The organism is Pseudidiomarina salinarum, assembly GCF_000753715.1.
Classification (GTDB): domain Bacteria; phylum Pseudomonadota; class Gammaproteobacteria; order Enterobacterales; family Alteromonadaceae; genus Pseudidiomarina; species Pseudidiomarina salinarum.
Window position 1 is genome coordinate 18102 of sequence record NZ_JPER01000001.1, and the last position, 23559, is coordinate 41660.

The 23559-nt window shown below is 54.2% G+C and carries 21 protein-coding genes; 20 read left to right on the forward strand and 1 reads right to left on the reverse strand.

Features of this window, described 5'->3' with window-relative positions; all coding sequences use genetic code 11:
• Nucleotides 1-8: 8 nt before the first annotated feature.
• The 20 genes from IDSA_RS00080 to tldD all read left to right on the forward strand — a co-directional run bounded on the left by IDSA_RS00080 (nucleotide 9) and on the right by tldD (nucleotide 23031).
• Nucleotides 9-926: an ExeA family protein gene (locus IDSA_RS00080; RefSeq protein ID WP_034773264.1), complete on the forward strand. Its 918-nt coding sequence runs from the start codon at nucleotides 9-11 to the stop codon at nucleotides 924-926.
• Complete coding sequence (locus tag IDSA_RS00085) at nucleotides 923-2050, forward strand: tetratricopeptide repeat protein (RefSeq protein WP_034773266.1); 1128 nt, start codon at nucleotides 923-925, stop codon at nucleotides 2048-2050. Before IDSA_RS00080 ends, IDSA_RS00085 begins: the two co-directional genes overlap by 4 nt.
• 1 nt (nucleotide 2051) lies before the next feature.
• Nucleotides 2052-3827, forward strand: a complete 1776-nt coding sequence (locus tag IDSA_RS00090; RefSeq protein ID WP_034773268.1) for a GspE/PulE family protein — start codon at nucleotides 2052-2054, stop codon at nucleotides 3825-3827.
• The gene (locus IDSA_RS00095; RefSeq protein WP_034773270.1) at nucleotides 3820-5040 is read left to right on the forward strand and encodes a type II secretion system F family protein; all 1221 of its coding nucleotides are present in this window, start codon (nucleotides 3820-3822) and stop codon (nucleotides 5038-5040) included. Before IDSA_RS00090 ends, IDSA_RS00095 begins: the two co-directional genes overlap by 8 nt.
• An 83-nt stretch (nucleotides 5041-5123) precedes the next feature.
• The gene (locus IDSA_RS00100) at nucleotides 5124-5729 is read left to right on the forward strand and encodes a prepilin-type N-terminal cleavage/methylation domain-containing protein (protein WP_034773272.1); all 606 of its coding nucleotides are present in this window, start codon (nucleotides 5124-5126) and stop codon (nucleotides 5727-5729) included.
• Between the two features lie 65 nt (nucleotides 5730-5794).
• Nucleotides 5795-6310 carry a type II secretion system protein gene (locus IDSA_RS12215; RefSeq protein WP_034773274.1) on the forward strand — a complete coding sequence of 172 codons (516 nt, stop codon included), beginning with the start codon at nucleotides 5795-5797 and terminating at the stop codon, nucleotides 6308-6310.
• Nucleotides 6311-6441: 131 nt separating this feature from the next.
• The gene (locus IDSA_RS12220) at nucleotides 6442-6936 is read left to right on the forward strand and encodes a type II secretion system protein (protein ID WP_034773276.1); all 495 of its coding nucleotides are present in this window, start codon (nucleotides 6442-6444) and stop codon (nucleotides 6934-6936) included.
• Nucleotides 6937-7054: 118 nt separating this feature from the next.
• Entirely contained in the window at nucleotides 7055-7567 is a 513-nt protein-coding gene (locus tag IDSA_RS12225) for a type II secretion system protein (protein ID WP_051985957.1), read from the forward strand.
• Nucleotides 7564-8091, forward strand: a complete 528-nt coding sequence (locus IDSA_RS00120) for a prepilin-type N-terminal cleavage/methylation domain-containing protein (RefSeq protein WP_034773278.1) — start codon at nucleotides 7564-7566, stop codon at nucleotides 8089-8091. The genes IDSA_RS12225 and IDSA_RS00120 overlap by 4 nt, the downstream gene beginning before the upstream one ends.
• Nucleotides 8091-8903, forward strand: a complete 813-nt coding sequence (locus IDSA_RS00125; RefSeq protein ID WP_034773280.1) for a PilW family protein — start codon at nucleotides 8091-8093, stop codon at nucleotides 8901-8903. The genes IDSA_RS00120 and IDSA_RS00125 overlap by 1 nt, the downstream gene beginning before the upstream one ends.
• Nucleotides 8887-9321, forward strand: coding sequence for a hypothetical protein (locus IDSA_RS00130; RefSeq protein ID WP_034773282.1), 435 nt, complete (start codon nucleotides 8887-8889; stop codon nucleotides 9319-9321). The genes IDSA_RS00125 and IDSA_RS00130 overlap by 17 nt, the downstream gene beginning before the upstream one ends.
• Complete coding sequence (locus tag IDSA_RS00135) at nucleotides 9308-12265, forward strand: DUF6701 domain-containing protein (RefSeq protein WP_034773285.1); 2958 nt, start codon at nucleotides 9308-9310, stop codon at nucleotides 12263-12265. The genes IDSA_RS00130 and IDSA_RS00135 overlap by 14 nt, the downstream gene beginning before the upstream one ends.
• A 138-nt stretch (nucleotides 12266-12403) precedes the next feature.
• Nucleotides 12404-13447 carry a rod shape-determining protein gene (locus IDSA_RS00140; RefSeq protein ID WP_034773288.1) on the forward strand — a complete coding sequence of 348 codons (1044 nt, stop codon included), beginning with the start codon at nucleotides 12404-12406 and terminating at the stop codon, nucleotides 13445-13447.
• Nucleotides 13448-13455: 8 nt separating this feature from the next.
• On the forward strand, nucleotides 13456-14322 hold the full coding sequence (gene mreC / locus IDSA_RS00145; RefSeq protein ID WP_034773291.1) for a rod shape-determining protein MreC: 867 nt from the start codon (nucleotides 13456-13458) through the stop codon (nucleotides 14320-14322).
• A complete protein-coding gene (gene mreD, locus IDSA_RS00150; protein WP_034773293.1) occupies nucleotides 14312-14794 on the forward strand; it encodes a rod shape-determining protein MreD in 483 nt (160 codons plus the stop codon). Before mreC ends, mreD begins: the two co-directional genes overlap by 11 nt.
• A 10-nt stretch (nucleotides 14795-14804) precedes the next feature.
• Nucleotides 14805-15383: a Maf family protein gene (locus IDSA_RS00155; protein WP_034773295.1), complete on the forward strand. Its 579-nt coding sequence runs from the start codon at nucleotides 14805-14807 to the stop codon at nucleotides 15381-15383.
• Nucleotides 15373-16842: a ribonuclease G gene (gene rng / locus IDSA_RS00160; protein WP_034773298.1), complete on the forward strand. Its 1470-nt coding sequence runs from the start codon at nucleotides 15373-15375 to the stop codon at nucleotides 16840-16842. The genes IDSA_RS00155 and rng overlap by 11 nt, the downstream gene beginning before the upstream one ends.
• 1 nt (nucleotide 16843) lies before the next feature.
• A complete protein-coding gene (locus tag IDSA_RS00165; RefSeq protein WP_034773300.1) occupies nucleotides 16844-20812 on the forward strand; it encodes a YhdP family protein in 3969 nt (1322 codons plus the stop codon).
• A complete protein-coding gene (locus tag IDSA_RS00170) occupies nucleotides 20697-21569 on the forward strand; it encodes a carbon-nitrogen hydrolase family protein (RefSeq protein ID WP_198024024.1) in 873 nt (290 codons plus the stop codon). Before IDSA_RS00165 ends, IDSA_RS00170 begins: the two co-directional genes overlap by 116 nt.
• Nucleotides 21559-23031, forward strand: a complete 1473-nt coding sequence (gene tldD, locus IDSA_RS00175; RefSeq protein WP_051985958.1) for a metalloprotease TldD — start codon at nucleotides 21559-21561, stop codon at nucleotides 23029-23031. The genes IDSA_RS00170 and tldD overlap by 11 nt, the downstream gene beginning before the upstream one ends.
• On the opposite strand, the gene yjgA is transcribed toward tldD, so the two are convergent.
• Nucleotides 23028-23534 (reverse strand): ribosome biogenesis factor YjgA, encoded by a 507-nt coding sequence (yjgA, locus tag IDSA_RS00180; RefSeq protein ID WP_034773304.1) that lies wholly within the window; start codon nucleotides 23532-23534, stop codon nucleotides 23028-23030. The genes tldD and yjgA overlap by 4 nt on opposite strands.
• Nucleotides 23535-23559 lie beyond the last annotated feature (25 nt).

Below are 23559 nucleotides of genomic sequence, written 5' to 3' on the forward strand. Positions count from 1 at the left end.
GTACGCCGATGTATCAGAAACATTATGGTCTGCGCGAACTGCCTTTTACGTTAACGCCGAACACGAGTTTTTACTGCGACCTCGAAGGTCACCGTTCCGCACTGGAAGTGTTGCTGACCGCGCTGGAAACTGGCGAGGGCTTCATTAAAGTCGTCGGAGAGGTCGGCACCGGCAAAACCCTGCTATGCCGTAAACTACTGAATGAGCTTCCTGACCAGTTTGTTTCTGCTTACATCCCTAATCCTCACTTAACCCCTGATGAACTGCGCAGTCAGATTGGCCGCGAGCTGCAGATTGATACCGCAGAACTTGATAACCAGCAGTTGCTTACTCAAGCCATTCAGCAGCGGTTGATGGACATAAACAAAGACGGCAAGACAGTGGTCATCGTGTTGGATGAAGCACAGGCCCTGCCATCTGATAGCCTGGAAGCGCTGCGGCTTATATCCAACCTGGAAACGGAAACCAGGAAGCTGCTGCACATTGTGCTGTTCGGCCAACCCGAACTTAACGAGCGCCTGGCTCAGCGCGAGCACCGGCAGCTGCGGCAACGTATTGCATTTAGTTACAACCTCAAAGCGATGACGATGCATGAACTGGCTCATTACATTTCTCACCGGCTGTATGTGGCTGGTTATAAAGGGCCGCCAATTTTTTCCGGACGGGTGGTGCAGCAACTTCATGAAGCGAGCCGGGGCATTCCACGCCTGGCAAACGTACTTTGCCATAAGGTCCTGCTGCTATGTTATGGCGAAGGCGTTTATGCCGTCACCCCAAAGCAGGTTCGCGCGGCGGTAGCTGATACCGAAGATGTCGAACTGGCCCGCAGCCGCTGGGGCTGGGTGGCTGCCGCCTGTATCATTGTTATTGCCGCGGTCGTCGGCCTTAGCTATTACCAGGGCTGGCTGACAGGGTACCTGCGATGAGCGTCATTAACCGCATGTTGCGGGACCTGGATCAGCGTCAGCATAATCCGGGTGGCTCGAGCTATACACCAGCGGCCAGCGCGCCGCAGCCGCTGCACTGGGCATGGCTACTGGCAGTCGCATTGGGCACCGCGACGCTGATTATCGTGGCACTGCTGATCTGGTGGTGGATCAATACTACCGCAGTGTCAGCGGACACAGCGCGCACCATGCCGGCGGTTGAGCCGGTGCAACAGCTGGCTGAACAGACTATAACGGTGCGAGAGGACCAGGACGGCCAACAACAGAACACCGAGCAACCGGCGGCAGAAAACCGGTCGGCAGGCGACCTGTCTGCAGCGGAAGTAAGTCGTGCAACCCCCGAACCCGAAGCACCGGTTGTAGCTGAATTATCAGAACAATCAGCTGATGACAGCGAAACAGAAACCGAACCAGCATCAGCCGAAATAAAATCAGAATCAAAACCAAAGCCCGAATCAGAGTCAAAACCGGAACCAGAACAAACTGACGCGAGCCTGTCCAGCTTTGAGAAAAAGTCGGTGCAGTTAACACCGCGGGAGCTAGCCGAAAACAATCTGGAGAAAGCCCGCGTCGCACTGCGCAAAGGCGAGCGCGAGAAAGCCCAGGGTCTACTCGAAAAAGCACTGATCGTTATGCCGGATCATGTGGCAGTACGCAGTGAGCTAGCGGCCTATTGGTTTGGTCGCGGCCAGGTAACCCGTGCTATTGCCCTGCTGCGAAACGGGCTGGAACGCCAGCCGATGCAAAGTCAGTGGCAGTTACTGCATGCCCGCATTCTTGAGCAGACCGGAAATATCGAAGATGTTTACGGCAGTTTACGTAGTATCGACCCGGACGCTGAAGAGTTTCCTGAATTGCTACAGTTACGCGCTATGGCTGCTAACCAGCTGGGGTATTTTGATCAGGCTGCGGCTGATTATGCCGCGCTGGCGGTAGAGCAGCCACGCGGCCGCTGGTGGCTGGCGGCGGCGGCGGCTTTTGAGGATGCCGGCAATATTCCCGCAGCGATACGCTCCTATCAGCAAGCCGTCGAGTCTGCGGATTTGGCACGCGAAGGGCGTAGCTATGCGCAGCAACGCCTGCAGGCTCTGGGGGGACAATAACATGCGACCTCGTTTGAAAATGCGCCTGGGTGACCTGCTGGTTCAGGAAGGCATGATCACCGAAAAGCAACTCGAGAAAGCGCTTGAAGAACAACGCGAAACGGGCCGTAAGCTGGGTGCCACCCTTACGGATTTAGGATTTATCAGCGAACATGACCTACTGGACTTTTTGTCCCGCCAGTTGAATATCCCGTTGATTGACCTGAGTGAACGCAAGATTCCGCAGGATGTGGTGAACCTCGTTCCTGAGGTTCAGGCCCGCCGCCATCGCGCGCTGGTGGTCGAAGCGACCAAAGATGAAGCGCTAATTGCGATGAGCGATCCGGCGGATCTGGAGGCAGTCGATGCCATCAGCAAGTACTTGCAGCCACGCGAACTCAAGCTTGCCGTGGTGCCGGATCAGCAGCTGCTGGAAGCTTTTGATAATCTCTACCGGCGTACCAAAGATATCGCTGATTTTGCCAGCCAGTTGCAAACGGAGTACGACGAAGGTGAGGAGTTTGATCTCGGTGCGCTGACCCTTGATGAAGATGACGATGACGCCACCGTTGCCAAGCTGCTGCAGTCGATTTTTGCTGACGCTGTGCAGGTGCGGGCCTCGGATATTCATATTGAGCCCGATGAACGGGCGCTACGGATCCGCATGCGGGTTGACGGCGTGTTGCAGGAAAATATCCTGAACGAAACCACCATCGCCAGCGCCTTATTATTACGCCTCAAGCTAATGGCCGGGCTGGATATCTCTGAAAAGCGGATGCCACAGGATGGGCGTTTTCATATCAAAGTGCGCGACCACAGTATTGATGTGCGGGTTTCCACTATGCCGGTGCAATATGGTGAATCCTGCGTGATGCGCTTACTCGATCAGTCCGCTGGCTTACTGAATCTTGAACAGACCGGTATGCCTGATGACATTCTGAAGCGCGTGCGGCGTCTGATTCATAAACCTTACGGCATGCTGATTGTCACGGGGCCCACGGGCTCGGGTAAAACCACCACACTCTATGGTGCGCTGACTGAACTTAATCAGGCCGAGAAGAAAATCATTACCGTGGAAGACCCGGTGGAATACCGGCTACCAAGGATTTCGCAGGTGCAGGTGAACGCGCGCATAGGCTTAACCTTCTCCAGCGTACTACGGACCAGCTTGCGGCAGGATCCGGACATTATCATGGTCGGTGAGATGCGCGATCAGGAAACCGTCGAAATCGGCCTGCGCGGTGCTATTACCGGTCACCTTGTATTAACCACGCTGCATACCAACGATTCCATTACCAGCGCCTTGCGGCTGATTGATATGGGTGCTGCGCCTTATCTGGTGGGTGCGGCGTTGCGCGGGGTGCTGGCCCAGCGTCTGATCCGGCGCGTATGCGATAACTGTAAAAAGCCACAGGATCCTGAAGCTGCTGAACTTCAGGTGCTGCGGCAGATGGACCCCGATATTCCGGCTGAGGGCGCCGGCTTCGTGCAGGGTAGTGGTTGTCGTAACTGTAACCACACAGGGTATAAGGGCCGGGTCGGTGTATTTGAGCTGCTCGAAATGAACGAAAAAATGATCGATGCGTTGCGCGATGCCAACATGCGCGAGTTTGCCCACGCCGCCCGTTCATCGCCAGGATTCCGACCGCTAGCCGCAGTTGCTCTTGATTATGCTAAGCAGGGCATAACCTCGATCGAAGAAGTGCTGTACCTGGCGGAGACCGTCGAGGAAGAAGAGCTGCGCATTAAAGCCCCGGCGGAGGGTGACAGCGGTAACGAGGAAGAAGACCGTGGCTGACTTTCGCTATCGCGGTCGGGATGCTGAGGGGCAACTGACCTCTGGCAGCATCGAGGCGGCGAACGAAGGCGCTGCCGCCGATACTCTGTTGCGTCGCGGCGTTACACCGTTGGACATTAATCTGGCACCAGCGAAAGCTCCGGCTGGTATTCAGCTGCAACTCTTTAAGCCGAAAGTGGGTAGCGATGATCTGATCGTTTTTACGCGGCAGATGTATGCACTGACCAAAGCCGGAATACCTTTGCTGCGCGCCATTGAAGGGCTTGCCGACAATACCAGCAATAAGCGGCTGTCGGCGGTACTGCATGATGTGGTTGATAGCCTGGAACGGGGCCGCGAGTTATCCACAGCCATGGCAGCTCACCCTGACGTATTTCCTCGCTTATTGGTTTCTATTGTCCACGTTGGCGAAAATACGGGCCAGCTGGAGCAAGCTTTTGAGCAATTATCAGAATATCTGGCAAGGGAGCAGGAAACCCGCAAGCAAGTAAAAACTGCGCTGCGCTATCCGATGTTTATATCGATCGCGCTGGTCGTTGCGATGTTTGTGCTGAATATTTTTGTTATTCCGACTTTTGCCAGTATGTTTAAGCGTTTTGATGTGGAGCTGCCTCTGGCAACGCGCGTCTTGATCGGCACCTCGGATTTCTTTGTGGCCTGGTGGCCGGTGATGCTGCTTGGCGGGGTTCTCGGTTTTGTGTTTATCAGGCGCTACGTTCGCTCCGAGGCCGGGCGACTGCGCTGGGATTACCTGAAGATTCGGCTGCCACTGTTCGGCGACATTGTACTACGTTCTTTGCTGTCGCGGTTTTCCCGTAGCTTCGCGGTGATGTTGCGTGCAGGGGTGCCACTAACGCAGGCTTTGAGCCTGGTTGCCGAAGCGGTTGACAATAGCTGGATGGGGAAACGTATTAACGACATGCGCCGCAGTGTTGAGCGGGGAGAGAGCCTCACCCGCGCCACCCGTCACAGCCAGCTGTTTACACCGCTGGTGCTGCAGATGATCGCGGTAGGGGAAGAAACAGGCCGGGTTGATGAGTTACTGCATGAGGTCGCGGATTACTATGAGCGCGAAGTTGAGTATGATCTCAAGAGCCTGACCGCCCGTATCGAACCCATCATGTTGGTCATTGTCGCGGCAATGATTGCGGTGATGGCACTGGGTATATTTATGCCGATGTGGGACATGATGAGTGCCTATCAGGGTGGTTAGGTCTAACAAATGCCTAACAAGTTAGTTAGACCTATATTATTTGCATATTAATAAAGCAACCAACATAATCGGGAAAGCAGGATATGAGTGAGGTGACAGTAGTGCGAAATAACAGCCAGCGGGGTTTTACGCTGATTGAACTGATTATTGTAATCGTCATTCTCGGATTGTTGGCCGCGTCGGCGTTGCCTCGTTTTACCAGCGTCACCGCAGAAGCTGAAGACGCCGCTTTAGAAGGTGTAGCCGGAGGTTTTGCCAGCGCAGTTGGGCTGGTGCGTGGTGAGTGGGAGTTACGGGGCCGGCCTCAGGGTAATTCAGACGGCGCCGGCGCTATCGTCGTCATGGACGGAGTTACAGTCAACGTGGATGGCAGCACGGGCTATCCGGTCAGCGGCAACAACAATCCCGATGCCCATGATCAGAATATGACCGCCGAAGATTGTCGCACCCTGATGCAAGCCATACTGCAAGGGTCACCGACGGCGACGACCAATTTTGCGTTACTGGGTGAAAACCGTTATTACGTGTCGCGGGAAAGCAACGGCACCAATGATATCTGTGTTTATTACCTGGCGAATACGATTAAAAACTTAACTTCGGCTCCCTCGGGTACCGATTATCTCAGCGTAGGAAATGTATTTGTTTATAACCCCCGGACCGGTGGCATAAGCATTTTTAGCAACAATTAATAATAACAGTTACAGCTAATTTTGAACTTAACGGGGATAGCCCCGCCTTATAGAGGAAGTGCGTTATGAAAACACAAAAAGGTTTTACTCTAATCGAACTCATCATCGTTATCGTGGTGCTCGGGATCCTGGCAGTTACTGCGGCACCTCAGTTTGTTAACTTTTCAGGTGATGCCCGAGAATCAACTCTGGATGGTTTGAAAGGGGCGATGAATGGTGCCGGCACAGCAGTCTATGCGAAAGCCTCTATAGCTGGTAAGGAAGACGACGCCGACGATGGTGCCGGCACTCCTGACTATCAGACGGTTACCGTTGACAGTACCGCGGTCGAAATCGTTTATGGCTACCCTGCGGCAACCGTGGACGGCATCGTCGAGGTATTGGAGATCACTACAGGTGACTGGGATATCCGCTATGAAAATGAAACGGATGTAACTACTCCTGGTACAGTGAAGTTCTCGCCGGCGGGTCTTAATAGCCCTAATACCAATTTTGCCGACATTACTGATTGTTTTGTTTCCTATGCAGAGGCAACAGCGACTGCTCCACCGACTATTACGGTTGACAATACGAACTGCTAATTTGAAAGAGCAGCCGCCTCTGGGCGGCGTTGTCGCTGCGCGCGCCATTTTTTTGGGCACTCACTAGCAACGTACATTTTAATGTTGGGTCAGCCTGCTGGCCTTGATGTAACTTAGAAGGATAATGCGAAATGAAAGCGCACAAAGGCTTTACTTTAATCGAGTTAATTATTGTGATTGTCGTACTGGGTATTCTGGCCGTGAGTGCGGCACCACAATTTATCAACTTCTCCGGCGATGCACGCGAAGCAACGCTTGATGGTCTTAAAGGCGCTATGAATGGCGCTGCCCGTTCGGTATATGCAAAAGCCGCAATCCAGGGTGAGGAAGACTCAAGTAGCTACGTGACAGTCAGTGGTGTGGAGACAGTATACGGTTATCCTACTGCGCTGGCGGCGGGTATTACCGCTGCCTTGCAGATTGAAACAGCCGACTGGGATATTGCCTATACCGATAACAGCGATCCGGGCTCTACCGCAAATACGGCCAGATTTTCGCCCGCAGGAATTAACGATAGTATTACGACTACAGATCATACGACTATCACAGAGTGTTATGTGGAGTACATTGATGTGACGACTGCCGGGAACTTCCCGGCCATCTCCGTGGTTACTACTGGCTGTTAAAAGGATAGCGAACTTGGTGTAATAAAAGGCGCAACGCAGGTTGCGCCTTTTTTATTTGCTGCCAATCAGGCGACACAGTATAGTCAGATAAGCGTACAAAAACAGATGGAAAGCTCTGATGTCCCCACAAAAATCACCAAAAGCCAAAGGCTTCACGATTATTGAACTGGTCGTGGTGATGGTGATTATCGGCATCCTGGCAGTATCTGCCGCGCCGGTTTTTTTGGGGCGCGACGGCGTAGATGAATATTTGTTCCAGGCGCGGCTGCAAAGTGTGTTGCGGCTGCAGCAGCAACGCGCCATGCAGGACACAATAAACTGCTACGCGGTGCGGATCGAAAGCAATCGTTTTGCCGCGGTTGACGATTGTAACGCCAGCAGTATCAGCGATCCCTTAACTGATCCCGGCAGCGGTATCGCGGCCGACGAAGCACAGGATGCCGGTGTGACCTTGTCCAGCAGTGCCGCGTCAGTTCCCTACAACATTCCTTTTAACGCCCTGGGTTGTCCGGTTGCGGCGCCCGCCGACTGCGAAGCCGGCGTGAATCATCAGATCACCTTAAGCGGCCAGAGTGCGCTGCAGGTCTGCGTCACCAATCAGGGCTACGTGACGACCGGGAGCTGCCCATGATGCCCACCCGCGGGTTTACGCTGATTGAAATTGTTATTGGCATCGTGGTGCTGGCGATTGCCCTGGTCGGGCTTTCCGCAACGCTGTTTCCGCAGGCTCAGCGCTCTGTTGATCCGATTTATCAGGTGCGTGCTACCGAACTGGGACAATCCTTGCTGACTGAAATTGTTTCGCTGAGTTTTGATCAAAGGAATAACCAGGCAGGCGGTGATAATCGCTGTAGTGACTCGCCGCCGCGGGTTTGCACAGATCCCGCGAATCTGGGGCCGGAAGGCGGCGAAAGCCGTGAGGATTATAACGACGTTGATGATTTTAATGGCTTCAGCACCAGCGGTGACCTGCTTACCGGTGCCACTATCAGCGAGTTATATAGAAATTTTACGGTCAGCGTCAGTGTCTGTTATACAACTTCGGTTAGCGGCACCTGTACCAATAATATTACCAACTATAAAAAAGTCGAAACGCAGGTGATAACGCCAAACGATCTGATCATCACATTCAGCGCTTACCGGGGGAATATTTAATGAACCGGCAGCGTGGCTTCACCTTAGTTGAACTCATTATTGTGATCGTGCTGCTGGGTGTGATCGGTATTTCGACCTTCAACTTTCTGGGCTTCGGTACCCGTATATACACTGACGCGCTGGCCCGTGATGTGCAGGTCAGCAATGGCAGGTTTATTCTTGAGCGGATGACCCGTGAAATTGCCGGCGCACTACCGGCCAGTGTGCGTATCAGCGGTGATTATCGCTGCATTGAATACGTACCGATCATTGCCGGCAGCCTGTACACCCGGCTGCCGCGTGCCAACTACACCGGCCCCTTGCGTGGCATTACGCCGGCCGACTATAGCTTCGGGCCCGACCAGCGGGTTGCGGTCTATGCCATTACCGAAAGCCAGGTCTACGGCTCGACCCGCCGGGTCAAGCGTCTGGATAGCGTCGACTTTGACACTCCTGAACCAGGTTATAGCGAATTTAACCTGAATCCGGCCGATGGTGATCGTTACCAGCGCGAGAGTCCGGCCCGGCGCTATTATGTGCTTGGCCTGCCGGTCAGCTGGTGTCTGACTGCGGGGCAGCAACTTTTGCGTTTCAGCGACTATGGCTGGCTTACTAACCAGCCCGATCTGAATACACTACCGGGGTCAGGCGTGCAGAATTTAATGGCTACTAACATCAGCAATGATATTAATGTCGCGGCGGAACGGCCCTTTGCTATTGCGGATTCAGATGTGCGACGCACGACAGTAGAACTGGTAATGTTATTGGGCAGTGCCCGCACCGATGAAACCTTAACCATGCATCATGGGGTGACCATTGTTAACTTACCCTGACAGCAAGCATCATAGTGCTCACCGCCAGCGCGGCAGCGCGCTGGTAGTGGCCGTGTTTATTATTGTGGTGCTAAGCCTGCTGGCTACGGCGCTGTTTGGCCTGTTCAGCAGTTCCAGCAGCGCTACGGTTGCCAATGTGGGTGGTGCGCGTGCCAATTTTGCTGCGAAAAGTTCAGTGGAGGAGGCCTTGCTCAAACTCTTCCCGGTGGACGGCGGTGCAGCCGATTGCTCAACGACCACGGTATCGTTCAGCCAGCCCGGGCTGGCTAATTGTAGTGGCGAAGTGACCTGTACCAGTTTTAACCTGGATGAACTGGATGCAACCCATTACCGGCTGCAGGCCAGCGGTAGTTGCGAAATCGGTACCGAAGCCTACTCCCGCCAGTTACTGACGGAGGCCACCGATGCCAATAATTAAATGGCTGTTTTTGATAATTCTGCTGCTGTCCTCTCAGGTTATCCAGGCGAAAACCTCGACCCTGCCGGCAGATGTAGGAGCTAACGGCGACCCCTTTCAGAGCTGCTCGCTAAACGGTACGCAAATAATCAACTCCACCAGCTATCAGGTAATTGACTGCCCGGGAGATATCACGCTGTACAACGGGAATAACAACTTTGTTGATATCACAACACCGGTAATTCTGAACATAGCGGGTGATCTGGACCTGGCGGGCACTGATGTTAACGTCGGTGGTGTTGCTGACGACATGTACATTAACGTAGGTGCTGACTTAATCACCGGCAATAGCGGTAATACAGTGATTGCCAACGTAGAGGTAACCGGTTCGATACTTGCCGAGAATAACACTAGTTTCTCAGGCGATCTCAATATCACCGGTGACGTATCGCTGGGGAATAACAGCGATATTCAGGGTAATGTGAATGTCGATGGTAATTTAGATACCGGCGAGAACGTCAATATCACTGGTAATATTGACGCCAACAATATTTACCTCGGCCAGAATAATACCGTCACAGGGGATATAACCGGTAACGATATTACAATTTCGGGCAATAACTCCACCGTAACTGGAGACATAACGGGTACCGGCACCTTCGTCAATGAGGGTACTGTGGACGGTGATGTCCAGGTGCTATGTGAGAGCGGTGAAACCACCACCAATAATGGCGAAATAACGGGAAACCTGAACTCCGGCTGTTTAGTTGACAACAACGGCACCGTGGATGGTTATGTGAATGCCCCCGAAGGCAGTGATTACGGTGACGCCGGAGAAAGCTGCGATTACGGCGTAAACGAAGAAGATCCTTGTTTAGGCGATGACGCGGATTTAGATTTTTTTGAGATCGTACATGATGGGCAGGGCCTCACCTGCCAGGCTGAAACCATCACGCTGCGGCCCTGTGCCGATTCAACCTGTTCAAGCTTAGTGTCGCTTACCGGCTCTTTTACCCTGACCGCGGCTTCAGGCTCAAACTCATTTTCCACCAGCGGCAATTTCGATGGTACCGGTGCGTTCAGCACAAATCTGTCGGTGCCTGTTGCGGATACCTATACCCTGAGCCTCTCAACCTCGGATGTAGCGCTCAATCCTGCCCAGTGCGATCTGAACGGCGTCGACGACTGCAATATCAGTTTCGCCGATACCGGATTTTTGCTCAGCGCGCCGGGCGAAGCCCAGGCCGGCGTGGCCTTTACTCTGACTGTGCAGGCGGTACGTACGGATAATAACACCGGCGCCTGTGAAGCCGCGTTAAACGGGCAACAGGATATTGATCTGGCAATGAGTTGTACCGACCCGGCCGCCTGCTTACAAACAGCCACTTTCGGCGGGGTAAGTATTACCGAGTCGCCGACGTTTGCGTCAGTGAGTGCTGATTTCGGCACCAACGGCACTGCGAATCTGTCTGTTACTTATCCCGACGCAGGTGCCATCAGTTTTAACGCGCAGAAGACCGTAGCCACCGGCGCCAACCTCGCCGGCGCGCTAGGCAGTGACGTGGTGGTGCGGCCTTATGCCTTTGTTATCAGTACCAATCCAACTTCTACGGCTGCTTCTTACAGCAGTGATTATGGGCAGGCACCGCTGTTCCGCCAGGCGGGAGAGAGCTTTGGCGTAACGGTTACTGCGGTCAATCAGCAGGGCAATGTGACCGGGAATTATGGTAATGAAAGCACCCAGCAGCGCCCGGTACTGGTGACCACGCCCGATTATGTGGCACCAACAGGCTCGGGCGGTACGATCGTTTTAAATAGCCCGCTGGCGTTCGACGGCAGCGGTAGCGGTGCCTATTCTTCAACAGATGTGTCCTACACCGATGTCGGCGTGATTAGCCTGCTGGCGAACCAGTTTGGCAATGCATATCTGGGAACCAGTGATGTGACCGGGCAAAGTGACAGCCTCGGACGCTTTTATCCCGCTTACTTTACCGCAGGGGAGCCGGTTGCGCCGCTATTCCAGCATGCCCAGGACGACTTCAGCTACCTTGGGCAGCCGCTCGTTTTCTCCGGCGACTATCCACAGCTGAATTTTGCGCCTAAAAACCTGCAGGGCATGACAGTGGTGAATTACCGCGATGCTTTTTTCAAGTATGCTTCGGACTGGAGTAATCGCAGCTACACTCATGTCACCAGCTGTGACGGTCAGGGACCTTTCCCGCTGGCCTTTGACGGCACCAGCAATGCGTCATTAAATACCGGCAATGATACCGATACCGCACCTGATTTCACGGTGTCACTGCCTGCAGAGGATGGCTTGCGTTACGTTCAGGATCCCGCCACAGCAACGGCGCCTTTTGCCAGCTGCGCTGAACTCACCGTTCCCGCCGCAGCCCTTACCGACAGCGATGGTGTTTGCGTACAGAATACCCCCGGAGGCTCCTGCCTTGACTATAGCTTTGCCCCAATCGAAGGTACCGAGCTGCTTGACGGCCGTATCCTGTTACTGCCGGCCTACGGGGCAAGCAACGACGTGCTGGATCTCGAATTTCTGGTCGAATACTTCGACGGTACTTTGTTTATCACCAATGGCCGGGACAACAGTACCCAATACAGTGATAACTGGACTACACCCGAGGGCACCCGCTTTGCTGATTTCGTATCAAATGAAGGCCTGACTGCGGCCGAACTGGCAGCCGAGCCCCTGATGCCAACGCCGGTGCTTGCTGGCCAACGGCAGGTTAGCCAGCCATTATTGCTGGGGCAATCAGTAACACCGGGGCTAAGCGGTAGCTTTAACTGGGACCTGAATCTGAATGACATTGGCCTGCCATGGCTGCAGTATCAGTGGGATGATGAGTGCAGTCCGGCCACGGATCCACAGTTTAACCCCTGTGCGCCATTAGTTTTTGGCTTGTTTCGGGGTAATGATCGAATAATTTACCAGCGCGAAACAGGTTGGTAATATGCGTGGTAATCAAAAAGTAAATACATGGTAAGATATCGGCGAAGCGCCTTGCCGTGGCAGGAGCGCGTTGCTAAAGTGTGATGATCTTCATACGCGTTGAACGCGAGACTAATTTTTGTAGGGATTGGCCAGTCCATGTTTAAAAAACTCCGGGGTATCTTCTCAAACGATCTGTCTATCGATTTGGGGACAGCGAATACGCTGATTTATGTAAAAGACGAAGGCATAGTTCTTAACGAACCATCCGTGGTAGCGATTCGCCAGGAGCGCTCTGGTGGACCTAAGAGTGTCGCTGCCGTAGGCCATGCCGCCAAACAGATGCTCGGTCGTACACCGGGTAACATCAAGGCCATCCGGCCGATGAAAGATGGCGTTATCGCCGACTTTTATGTCACCGAGAAAATGCTGCAGCACTTTATTAAGCAAGTACACGACAGCCATTATTTCCGGCCGAGTCCGCGGGTACTGGTCTGTGTGCCTTGTGGTTCAACTCAGGTCGAACGCCGGGCTATCCGCGAGTCGGCCCTTGGTGCCGGCGCGCGCGAAGTTTACCTGATTGATGAACCGATGGCAGCGGCTATCGGCGCTGGCCTGCCGGTATCCGAAGCGACGGGCTCCATGGTGGTTGATATCGGTGGCGGTACCACTGAAGTTGCCATTATCTCGTTAAACGGCGTGGTTTATTCATCATCAGTACGAATCGGTGGCGATAAGTTCGATGAAGCCATCGTTAATTACATTCGCCGTAATTTCGGGTCACTGATTGGTGAAGCGACCGCTGAGCGAATTAAACATGAAATCGGCTCTGCTTTCCCTGGCGATGAAGTGCGCGAAATCGAAGTACGCGGCCGTAATCTTGCCGAAGGGGTGCCACGTTCGTTCATCCTGAACAGCAACGAAATTCTGGAAGCTTTGCAGGAGCCCCTGATGGGTATCGTCAGCGCGGTTATGGTAGCCCTTGAGCAATCCCCGCCTGAGCTGGCGTCAGATATCTCTGAGCGCGGTATGGTATTGACCGGCGGTGGTGCCTTGTTACGGGATATCGACCGGCTGCTGATGGAAGAGACCGGCATCCCGGTTATTATTGCCGATGACCCGCTAACCTGCGTTGCTCGTGGTGGTGGTAAAGCTCTGGAGATGATCGACGTTCACGGCGGTGACCTCTTTAGTTATGAGTAAGCGACGCTATGCAGTCGCTATTTGAACGCGGGCCTTCATTACGTACCCGGCTGGTGCTGTCACTAGCCATTGCTGGCTCGCTGTTATTTTTAGACCACCGGCTCAATACCATGCAGCCGGTGCGTTCCTTTATGACCTCCCTGGTCGCGCCTATCCAGTACCTGGCCATATTGCCTGAAGAGCTGTTAGATCGGCTGGTTTATCTGTCGACCACCCGTACAGCCCTCAGGGAAGAGAACTACCGGTTACAGGAGGAACTGCTGGAGCTGGAAATGGCGGTGCAGCGGCTGAATTTTCTCGAAAACGAGAATGATCGGTTACGCCAGTTACTGGGATCTGAAGTGCGCCAGGCCAGCCGCCGCATGGTCGCTGAAGTCGTCGCCGTCGCTACGGATCCGTTTTCGCACCAACTGGTGATTAATAAAGGCTCAGCCAACGGTGTTTACGATGGCCAGCCGGTGCTGGACAATCGCGGCATTGTCGGCCAGATCACCAGTGTTGGCCACAACACTGCCCGCGTCCTGCTCATATCCGATCAAAGTCACGCCGTTTTATTGCGGGCCGAGCGTAATGATATTCGCGTACTGGCAAAAGGCACCGGCGATCTGGCGTTGCTTGAATTACTCTACATTCCCCACAGTACCGAACTTATCGAAGGCGATATCCTGCTGTCGTCCGGTCTTGGCGGCGTGTTCCCAGAAGGTTATCCGGTCGCTATGATCGACTCCATTGACCGCGATGAAGACCGCCCTTATGCCAAGGTGCTGGTGCGGCCTTTTGCTGAGCTCGATCGCGTCCGCACACTGCTGCTGCTATGGCCGGCGAATGCCAGCGAAGAGCCAGTCTATGATGATGAGGTGCCGGATGTGGATTAAAGCTGGTTTATTCCCCTTACTGCTGAGTTACGTGCTGGCGATGGTGCTGATGGTGATGCCGCTACCGGCATTTCTGGAGCCCTGGCGGCCCGACTGGTTGTCGTTGGTTATCATTTACTGGCTGCTGGCAATACCGCATAGGGTTGGTTTTGGTACGGTGCTGATCCTGGGTTTACTGGCCGATATCCTGATGGGGTCAGTATTTGGTATTTACGCAATTGCGCTACTGCTTATCGCCTATCCGACGGTTCGGCATTACCAACGCATACGTAATTACTCACTGACCCAGCAGGCCTTGATTGTTGGTCTTCTGGTGCTGGTGAAGCGGGCGGTGGTGTATGAACTCGAACATGTATTGAACGATGCCGTGTTTCTTTTGCCATACTTATACCCGGTAATCTCCTCGGCGATTATCTGGCCGTGGATCTATCTGGTTATGCGCAAGTACCGGCGCCGCCACCTGATACGTTAGGTTTTATGACATGACAGCATTAGTCCTTGCGTCGGGTTCGCCCCGGCGATATGAATTATTACAGCTTCTGGATCGCCCCTTCACTGTGGTGCGGCCCAATATCCCCGAACAACGTTCGGCCAGAGAAACTCCCATGGGCTACGTGCAGCGTCTGGCTGCCCAGAAGGCCGAAGCGGGTGCCAGGCTTGCCGGCGATGACGCCATGGTGTTGGGCGCCGATACCATAGTGGTATGTGACCATCAGGTACTCGAGAAGCCCGCTGATGAAAATCACTTTGTCACTATGATGGAACTACTTTCCGGTCGCTCTCATCAAGCCATTACTGCCATTGCCTTGCATTACCAGCAGCGCACCCGGGTGACAACAGCGCTGGCCACTGTGACCTTTAAATCATTAACCGCCGAAGAAATTCGTGCCTACTGGGCCAGCGGCGAGCCGGCTGACAAAGCCGGCGGTTATGGTATACAGGGGCGCGCAGCAAAGTTCGTGACTAAGGTTGAAGGCAGCTATCTGGCGGTGGTGGGTTTACCTTTATATGAAACCGAGCAATTAATCCGGCAGGCAGAAGGCGACGCGAATGAGCGCTGAAATACTGATGAACGTGACGCCGACGGAAACCCGGGTCGCGCTGATTGAAAATGGCATTCTGCAGGAGATCCACATTGAGCGCCAGGCCAAGCGTGGCCTGGTGGGCAATATTTATGTGGGCAAGGTATCGCGGGTGCTGCCGGGGATGCAGGCAGCTTTTATTGACATCGGCCTGGATAAAGCCGCATTTTTGCATGCTTCGGACATTGTCACTCACATTGAGCAAGTGGAAGAAATTACTGCGCGCTCGGTACCGGCGACCGATATTGCCAGGCTGGTGCGGCCCGGTCAGCAAATCCTGGTGCAGGTGGTCAAAGATCCGCTGGGCACAAAAGGCGCCCGGCTGACCACAGACATTACCATTCCGTCGCGTTATATGGTGCTGATGCCGCAATCACCCCATGTGGGTATTTCTCAGCGCATCGAAGGTGAGGCTGAGCGGGAGCGGCTTAAGCGAGCTGCGGAGCCATACTGTGACGCTGATGGCGGTTTTATCGTGCGCACGGCGGCTGAAGGTGCAAGCGATGACGAACTGCAGCACGACGCGGCCTTTTTGCGGCGGTTGTGGGACACCATTCAGAAACGCCGTAAAGGCATGCGCAAGATCGGCCTGGTTTATGAAGATCTGAACCTGTCGTGCCGGATCCTCCGTGATTTTGTCGGCGACCAGATTGAGCGGATTCGCGTTGATTCCAAACTGACCTATGATTTACTAAGTGAATTTGTGGGTGAATTTATTCCGGAGCTATCGTCAGCGCTGGAATATTATGTGGGCGAGCGCCCGATATTTGATCTTTTTGATGTTGAGAATGAAGTGCAGCGGGCCCTGGACCGCAAGGTGGATCTGAAATCCGGCGGCTCGATTATCATTGATCAGACCGAGGCAATGACAACCATAGATATTAATACCGGTGGTTTTGTCGGGCACCGCAATCTCGAAGAAACCATCTTCAATACCAATATTGAAGCGACCCAGGCTATCGCCCGGCAACTGCGCCTGCGTAACCTTGGGGGGATTATTATAATTGATTTTATCGATATGCAGAGCAACGACCACCGGCGCCGTGTTTTGCATAGTCTGGAACAGGCACTGGCAAAAGATCGCGCGAAAAATTCCATCAACGGCTTTACCACCCTCGGGCTGGTGGAAATGACGCGCAAGCGCACACGCGAAAGTCTTGAGCATGTGCTTTGTTCGGAATGCCCGGTATGTAGTGGCCGTGGCACCATGAAAACCGTTGATACCGTCTGTTATGAAGTGATGCGGGAGATTGTTCGCGTTAACCGGGCCTATGCTGCGGATCATTTTGTTATCTACGCCTCGGCGGCGGTTGCAGAGACCTTATTGAATGAAGAGTCACATGCCCTGGCGGAACTTGAGGTTTTCATCGGTAAGCAGGTTAAGGTATTAACTGAGCCCCTGTACCACCAGGAACAGTTCGACGTGGTGATGATGTAATATGTGGCGGATATCGCTGAAAGTAGCTTATCGGGGCATTCTCTACACTGTGGCCAGCCTGCTGGTACTGCTCGCGGTGGTGTTGTCGATCCTGCGTTATCTGTTGCCCATGTTGCCGGACGTTACCGCGCAGGTTGAACAATTTGTCGCCAATCAGTATCAGCTGGAAACCAACATTAGCGAGCTGAGTGCTGACTGGAGTACCGCCGGACCTCAACTAATATTACATGATGTCAGTGTCCAACCCGAGGGCGGTGAAACCACCCAGGTTGATATAGCCGAAGCCCGTATTCATTTTGATCTCTGGCAAAGTGTACAGAGCTGGTCACTGCAGTTTGAACGGGTCACTTTAGAGCAGGCGCGGATTGAGTATGATCTGCGCGAGGCCAGGGAAGTGGCCGGCACGGATTTTCCTGACGCGATACCACGCTTTTTCCTCAACCAGCTCGACTATGTGGTGATCGAGAACAGTGCTGTTGAGCTGATTAATTTGCTCGGGGTGAAGCGTCGTATTGATATCGAGCGGTTGAGCTGGATGAACCGTGGCTCCCGCCATCAGGGCATTGGTAAGTTTCGCATTGCCGACCTGAATACCAACGCACTCGATATGGTTATTGATATTAACGGTCAGGATCCTGGTGCCCTCGACGGACAGATCTACGTCAATGCCGCCAATTTGGATGTGGCGCCGTGGTTACAGCAGCAGGTAGTGGATTCAGAAGTTGAGCACGCCGAGCTGAACTTTACCTTGTGGCTGAACTTTGCCGACAGTACGTTTAATAATGGCGTATTGCAGCTCGGTGAGAATTCTCTTGGCTGGCAGATCGATGATCAACAGCACCAGATCAGGATCCCTGAAGGCGTTCTCAAGCTACGCCCGCGGGACGAAGGTTGGCTGGTAAACAGCGCACCACTTACTGTTGAACAGGACGGTAACACCTGGCAGTTGCCTGGCTTTAGCTGGCGCCAGCAAGCTAGCGGCTTTAGTTTTAGCATCGATGCCGCTCCGCTGAGTCCGCTGCTGGAGGTGCTTACTGTTACGGGCAGTTCCGGCGCGGCTATATATACTGAGTTAGCCGGCCGTGAAACCGCAGGACAAGTGTCACTGCGCATGGCACAGGATTTGGAGCAGGGGCTGCGTTGGTTGGTAAATGGCCAGCAGTTACGCTGGCAGCATTCAGCATCAGCGCCGGGGGTCGATGCCGTAAATATTGAGATTTATGGCGAGGGAGTCGACGCGAACTGGCAGCTTCAAGGTCGTGACGTCGCTCTGCGCAGCGAGCAACTCGATACCGAAAGAGCCTGGCAGCTTGATGAACTGAGCCTTAAGGGCGACTGGCAGTGGCGGGATAGTAACTGGCAGCTGACTATTGCCGAAGGCAGTCAGGTACGCCTGCAGGATTTACCATTGTCGGTGGCTGTCCGGTTGAACAATGAGGCGGGCCGACTAGCGCTTAGCGGCCGGATTATCGGCCTGAATGAGCAGCCAGTGCCGGCGGGTGTATTGCGGCAGTACCTACCTGCTGTTTTGGGCGCCAATTTGCAGGACTATCTGGTAACGGCTTTACATGACGGCGCCGCAGAATCACTGGCGCTGGTCTGGCGGGGCTGGTTTGATGAATTTCCTTATAAGAATTATCAGGGACAGTTTGCGGCGCAGGCGAACATCAACGATCTGCGTTTTAAGTTCCGGCCCGACTGGCAACCGCTTTACGACACGGCTGCCCGGGTAAACTTCAGCAACGAGCGGATGCATATTCAGGCCCGCGATGGCAGGTTGGGTGACGTCAGATTGCCCGTGATTAATACCGTCATTCCTGATTTATCAGCCGCTGATGTGATGCTTAAAATCGACAGCGAAATTATCAGCGACTCCGCTGCGCTGCAACCTGTATTTAACGCAAGCCCACTGGCGGAAAGCCTTGGCCAGACTCTCACTGAACTGCAACTGAGCGGTCCTATGCAGGGCCAGCTCGAACTAACTATTCCACTTCAGCAAGGCGCTGAAGTGGTGGCCGAAGGGTACGCCGAGCTTGATAATAATCAGCTGGCGATCAACATGTTGTCGCAGCAGTTTTCTGCGGTCGACGGGCGGATTAGTTTCCGTAATCAGTATATTGAGAGTAACGACCTGACGCTGCGCTGGTACGATTTGCCGGTAGCGGCCACCCTGATTAGTGATGCCGAAGGCGAAGGCTATAAGGTCAGCGTTACTATGTCCGGAGACTGGGATCTCGATAATGCAGCGCAGCTATCCGAAGCCGGGTTAATTGGCGGCACCTTTGACTGGAACGCCGAACTGGAACTGGTACTGGCTGCAGAGGGCGGCTACTCATTCCACTGGCGCCAGGAGTCTGATCTCGATCAGCTCGCGCTGAACTTACCAGCTCCGCTACAAAAGCCCACAGGACAAAGCTGGCCGTCGCAGTTGCAGGTTTCCGGCAGTGAAGACAGCATTTTAATTAATGGGCGTTTAGGTGATGTTGCCATGGCCGAACTGCAACTCAATGGCAATGGCAGCGCCTTGCAACAAGGTTTTATGCGTATCGGTGAGCAGCAACCGGCGGTGCCAAATCCAAACGTAACGCGGGTGAATGCCCGGTTTCCGGTCGAAGTCCATGTAGAGCGTTTTGATTTCCAACAATGGTTGGATTCTGTCCAGTTACTGGTAGATGGCTTCAGAAGCGAGCCAGAGACAAATGCATCGGCTTCGGTTTTTCAGGTGGTGCGACCGGATCTGGTCCAGCTGACAGCCGATGAACTGCTATTGCTGGGCCATCAGCTAACGGAAGTGTCGGCGGTGGGCTGGCCGGAAGATAGCGACTGGCGCATGCGGTTACAGGCGGATCAGACCTCGTTGGTGGCATCGATCGGTTACGCTGATGGGGCTACTGCTGATCAGCCAGATACCGGTACTCTGCAACTGACCGTAGACGCGGACTATATCGAATTGGCGCAACCGCTGGCGGTTGACGATGCACTGATTGAACAACCGGATTTGAGTCAGGTGCCAGCACTGATCCTGCGTTGTAAGCGCTGTAGCTATGCGGGCTACGATCTGGGGGCGCTCGAGCTCGACCTGGCGCCCGTTGAAGAAGGTATTGAAGTCAGTAGCCTGCGCATCCAGCAGGGGCAGCATCAGTTGGATGCCAGCGGTACCTGGCGAGTAGGTGAAACCGCTGAGCAGCAGCGTACAACCTTTACCGGTAACTTTTCCAGCGCCGATTTAGGTGCCTTTCTGCGCGACTACGATATCAGTACCATGGTGCAGGATAGCCCGGCTGATTTTAAATTTGAGCTCAGTTGGCAGGGCGCGCCATTTCAGTACAATCATGAAAGCCTGAATGGCACCGTGGAATGGGCGCTTGGGCAGGGTTATCTGAGCGAAGTCAGCGACGGCGCGGCACGGATATTTTCGCTGCTGAGCCTGGAGAGCATCGTGCGCAAGCTACGTTTTGATTTTCGTGACGTATTTGCCAACGGCTTGTTTTTCACGCAGTTTGGCGGTGAATTTAATATAGAAGATGGTCGCGTACGCACCGATAACACCACGTTAAGCGGTTCTGCCGGTGATATGGAAATCAGCGGTGTGACCAACCTGGTCGATGAAGAGATCAACTACCAGTTGTATTATATTCCCAAGGTCACCTCAAGCCTGCCGGTTATTCTGGCGTGGATGGTTAATCCACCCTCAGGGCTGGCGGCGCTGCTGATCGACCGTATGTTGCATGATGCGCAAGTAATCAGCCGCCTCGAGTACCGCATTTCGGGTACCCTTGATAACCCCGTGGTCGAGGAAGTGAGCCGGTCCAGCCGCGAAGTGACTATTCCGGCACCTGAACAGGAGATCCCTGATGAGTCAGAACCAACAGAAAACCAGTCACCCTCAAGTGCAGATGACGGCAGTTCAGCTGACCAGCAGTCCGGATCCACAGGAAAATCTGGCGACCCTGCGTCAGCTGTTCGCTGATTTACCCGACGCCCGACCGCAACTGGTCGTGCTGCCCGAAGCCTGCTTGTGCTTTGGTGCCGGGGATAAACGGCAGCGCGAACTTGCGGAAGTGGCCGGTGAAGGGCCGATGCAGGATGGGCTGGCAGCGCTGGCGCGTGATTTTGGTGTCTGGCTGGTGGCCGGCACCATCCCCCTGATCGAGCAACCCGACAGTGATAAGTTCAGCGCTGCTTGCCTGGTATTTAATCCTGCCGGTGAGCGCGTGGCCCGCTACAATAAGGTATCAATGTTCGACGTTGATGTGGCCGATAATACCCGGAGCTACCGGGAGTCGGCCGCGACCTCGCCAGGCTCGCAGGTTGTTACCGTTGAAACTGAATTTGGCACGCTGGGTTTAGCGGTATGTTATGATGTGCGCTTTCCTGAACTGTTTCGTGCGCTGCGGCTGCAGGGCGCTGATATCCTGGTACTGCCCTCGGCATTTACCCAGGTAACCGGCAAGGCGCACTGGCAGGTATTGACCCGGGCCCGTGCCATTGAGCAGCAGTGCATACTGGTAGCCGGCACACAGGTAGGCGAACATGCCAATGGCCGGCAAACCTATGGTCACGGCCTGATAATTGACGGCTGGGGCGAAGTTAAAGCCTGTGTTGAGACCGCGTCACCCGGACTGGCCACAGCGGCTATCGATATCTCAGCACTTCAGCAAATTCGCCGCGACATCCCGGTGCTAACCCATTTCTCAAGTAGTAAAAAGGTTTTTCATGAGCAGTAAATTACAGTCAAATCAACAGCTAAACCAACAGGTCGAAGCAAACCTGTTGCACCAACATGAACTCGATATCGATGCGCTGCAGCAGTCACTGCAGAGTATCTACAGCGGTGCTATCGATTTTGCTGATATTTACCTGCAAAGTAGCGTGAATGAGTCCTGGGTACTGGAAGATGGCATCGTTAAAGACGGTAGCTTCCATATTGAAAGCGGGCTGGGTGTACGGGCTATCCACGGTGAAAAAACCGGTTTTGCCTATGCCGACGCGATAACCCCGGCGGCGCTGCGTCAGGCTTCAGCTGCTGCGCGAGGTATCGCCAATGACGGCGCCCAGGCCACCATGCAGGCGCTGCAGGTGCGCAGCCAGAGCGAGCGCTATCAACCGCTGAACCCACTGCCGAGCCTTGATGAGGCGGCCAAAATTGACTTGCTGCGCGAAATCGACGCCTTTGCCCGTAGCCTGGACCCGCGGGTAGTTGAAGTCATCGCCAGTATCAGCGGTAGCTATGATGAAATTCTGGTGGCCGCCACCGACGGTACTCTGGCCAGTGATATCCGACCATTAGTTCGGGTTAATTGTACGGTACTGGTTGAACAGAACGGTCGTCGCGAGCGCGGTAGCTCGGGCGGCGGTGCGCGCGTTGGCTACAGCTATTTCAGTGACCCCATTAATGAGCTGCCGCGCTGGCAAACCTACGCCAAAGAAGCGGTTCGGCAGGCCTTGGTCAACCTTGATGCCCGTGAAGCACCGGCCGGTACTATGCCGGTTATTCTGGGCGCTGGCTGGCCGGGAGTGCTGCTGCATGAAGCAGTAGGGCATGGTCTGGAAGGCGACTTTAATCGCAAAGGCGCCTCGGCGTATGCTGGCAAGATTGGTGAAATGGTCGCCTCAGAGCACTGCACGATTGTTGATGACGGCACCTTATCGAATTTGCGCGGCTCACTGAGCGTAGACGATGAAGGCACCCCCGCCGGCTATAACGTGCTGATTGAAAAAGGCCGTCTGGTTGGCTATATGCAGGATAAATTAAATGCCCGGCTGATGGGTGTTGAACCTACCGGTAACGGCCGCCGCGAGTCCTACGCCCATTTGCCGATGCCGCGGATGACCAATACCTATATGCTGGCAGGTGAACATGATCCGGCCGATATCATCAGCAGCGTTAAAAAAGGCATTTACGCGCCACACTTTTCCGGTGGGCAGGTTGATATTACCTCCGGCAAATTTGTGTTCTCCGCGTCTGAAGCTTATCTGATTGAAGATGGTCGCATCACCGCCCCAGTGAAAGGTGCCACCCTCATCGGCAATGGCCCGGACGCTATGGCGCAGGTATCCATGGTCGGCAACGACCTTGAACTGGATTCGGGTATCGGCGTTTGTGGCAAAGATGGTCAGAGTCTGCCGGTTGGTGTTGGCCAGCCGACTCTGAAACTCGACGCCCTGACGGTGGGTGGGACCGCTTAAGCGCTCGCCACCTGGCGCAGGTATTTAAAGAGTTCGCGGGCAGCAGCAGGAGGCTTGTTCTGTTGCTGCTGCTTGAGCGCCTGACGGTACAACTGACGTAGTTTCTGCCGATCCGCATCCGGATAGGCATCGATAAAGCCCTGAATGGCCGGATCCCCTTCGGCGAGTATTAAATCGCGATGTTTCTCGAGCTGGTGAAATAGTGCATTTTGCTCATGGTGGCTGTGTTCTATCTCAGACAGCGCCTGCTCAATTTCCGTGGTATCCCGGTCGCGCATCATCTTGCCGATTAACTGCAGTTGCCGGCGAAACCCTTCACGGGTATTGCGGATACGTTGTGCCAGGCGGATCGCGTCGAGCAACGCCTCATCAACCGGAATTTTAGCTAACTTGCCGTCAGACAGGTCAACCAGTTGTTCTCCCAGCGCCTGTTGCGCATCAGCATCCCGTTTAAGCTGCGATTTACTAGGCGGCTGGTCGTCATTGTTATCAAAATCGTTCATGCAGCGGGTTCCTTAAAATGTTCTG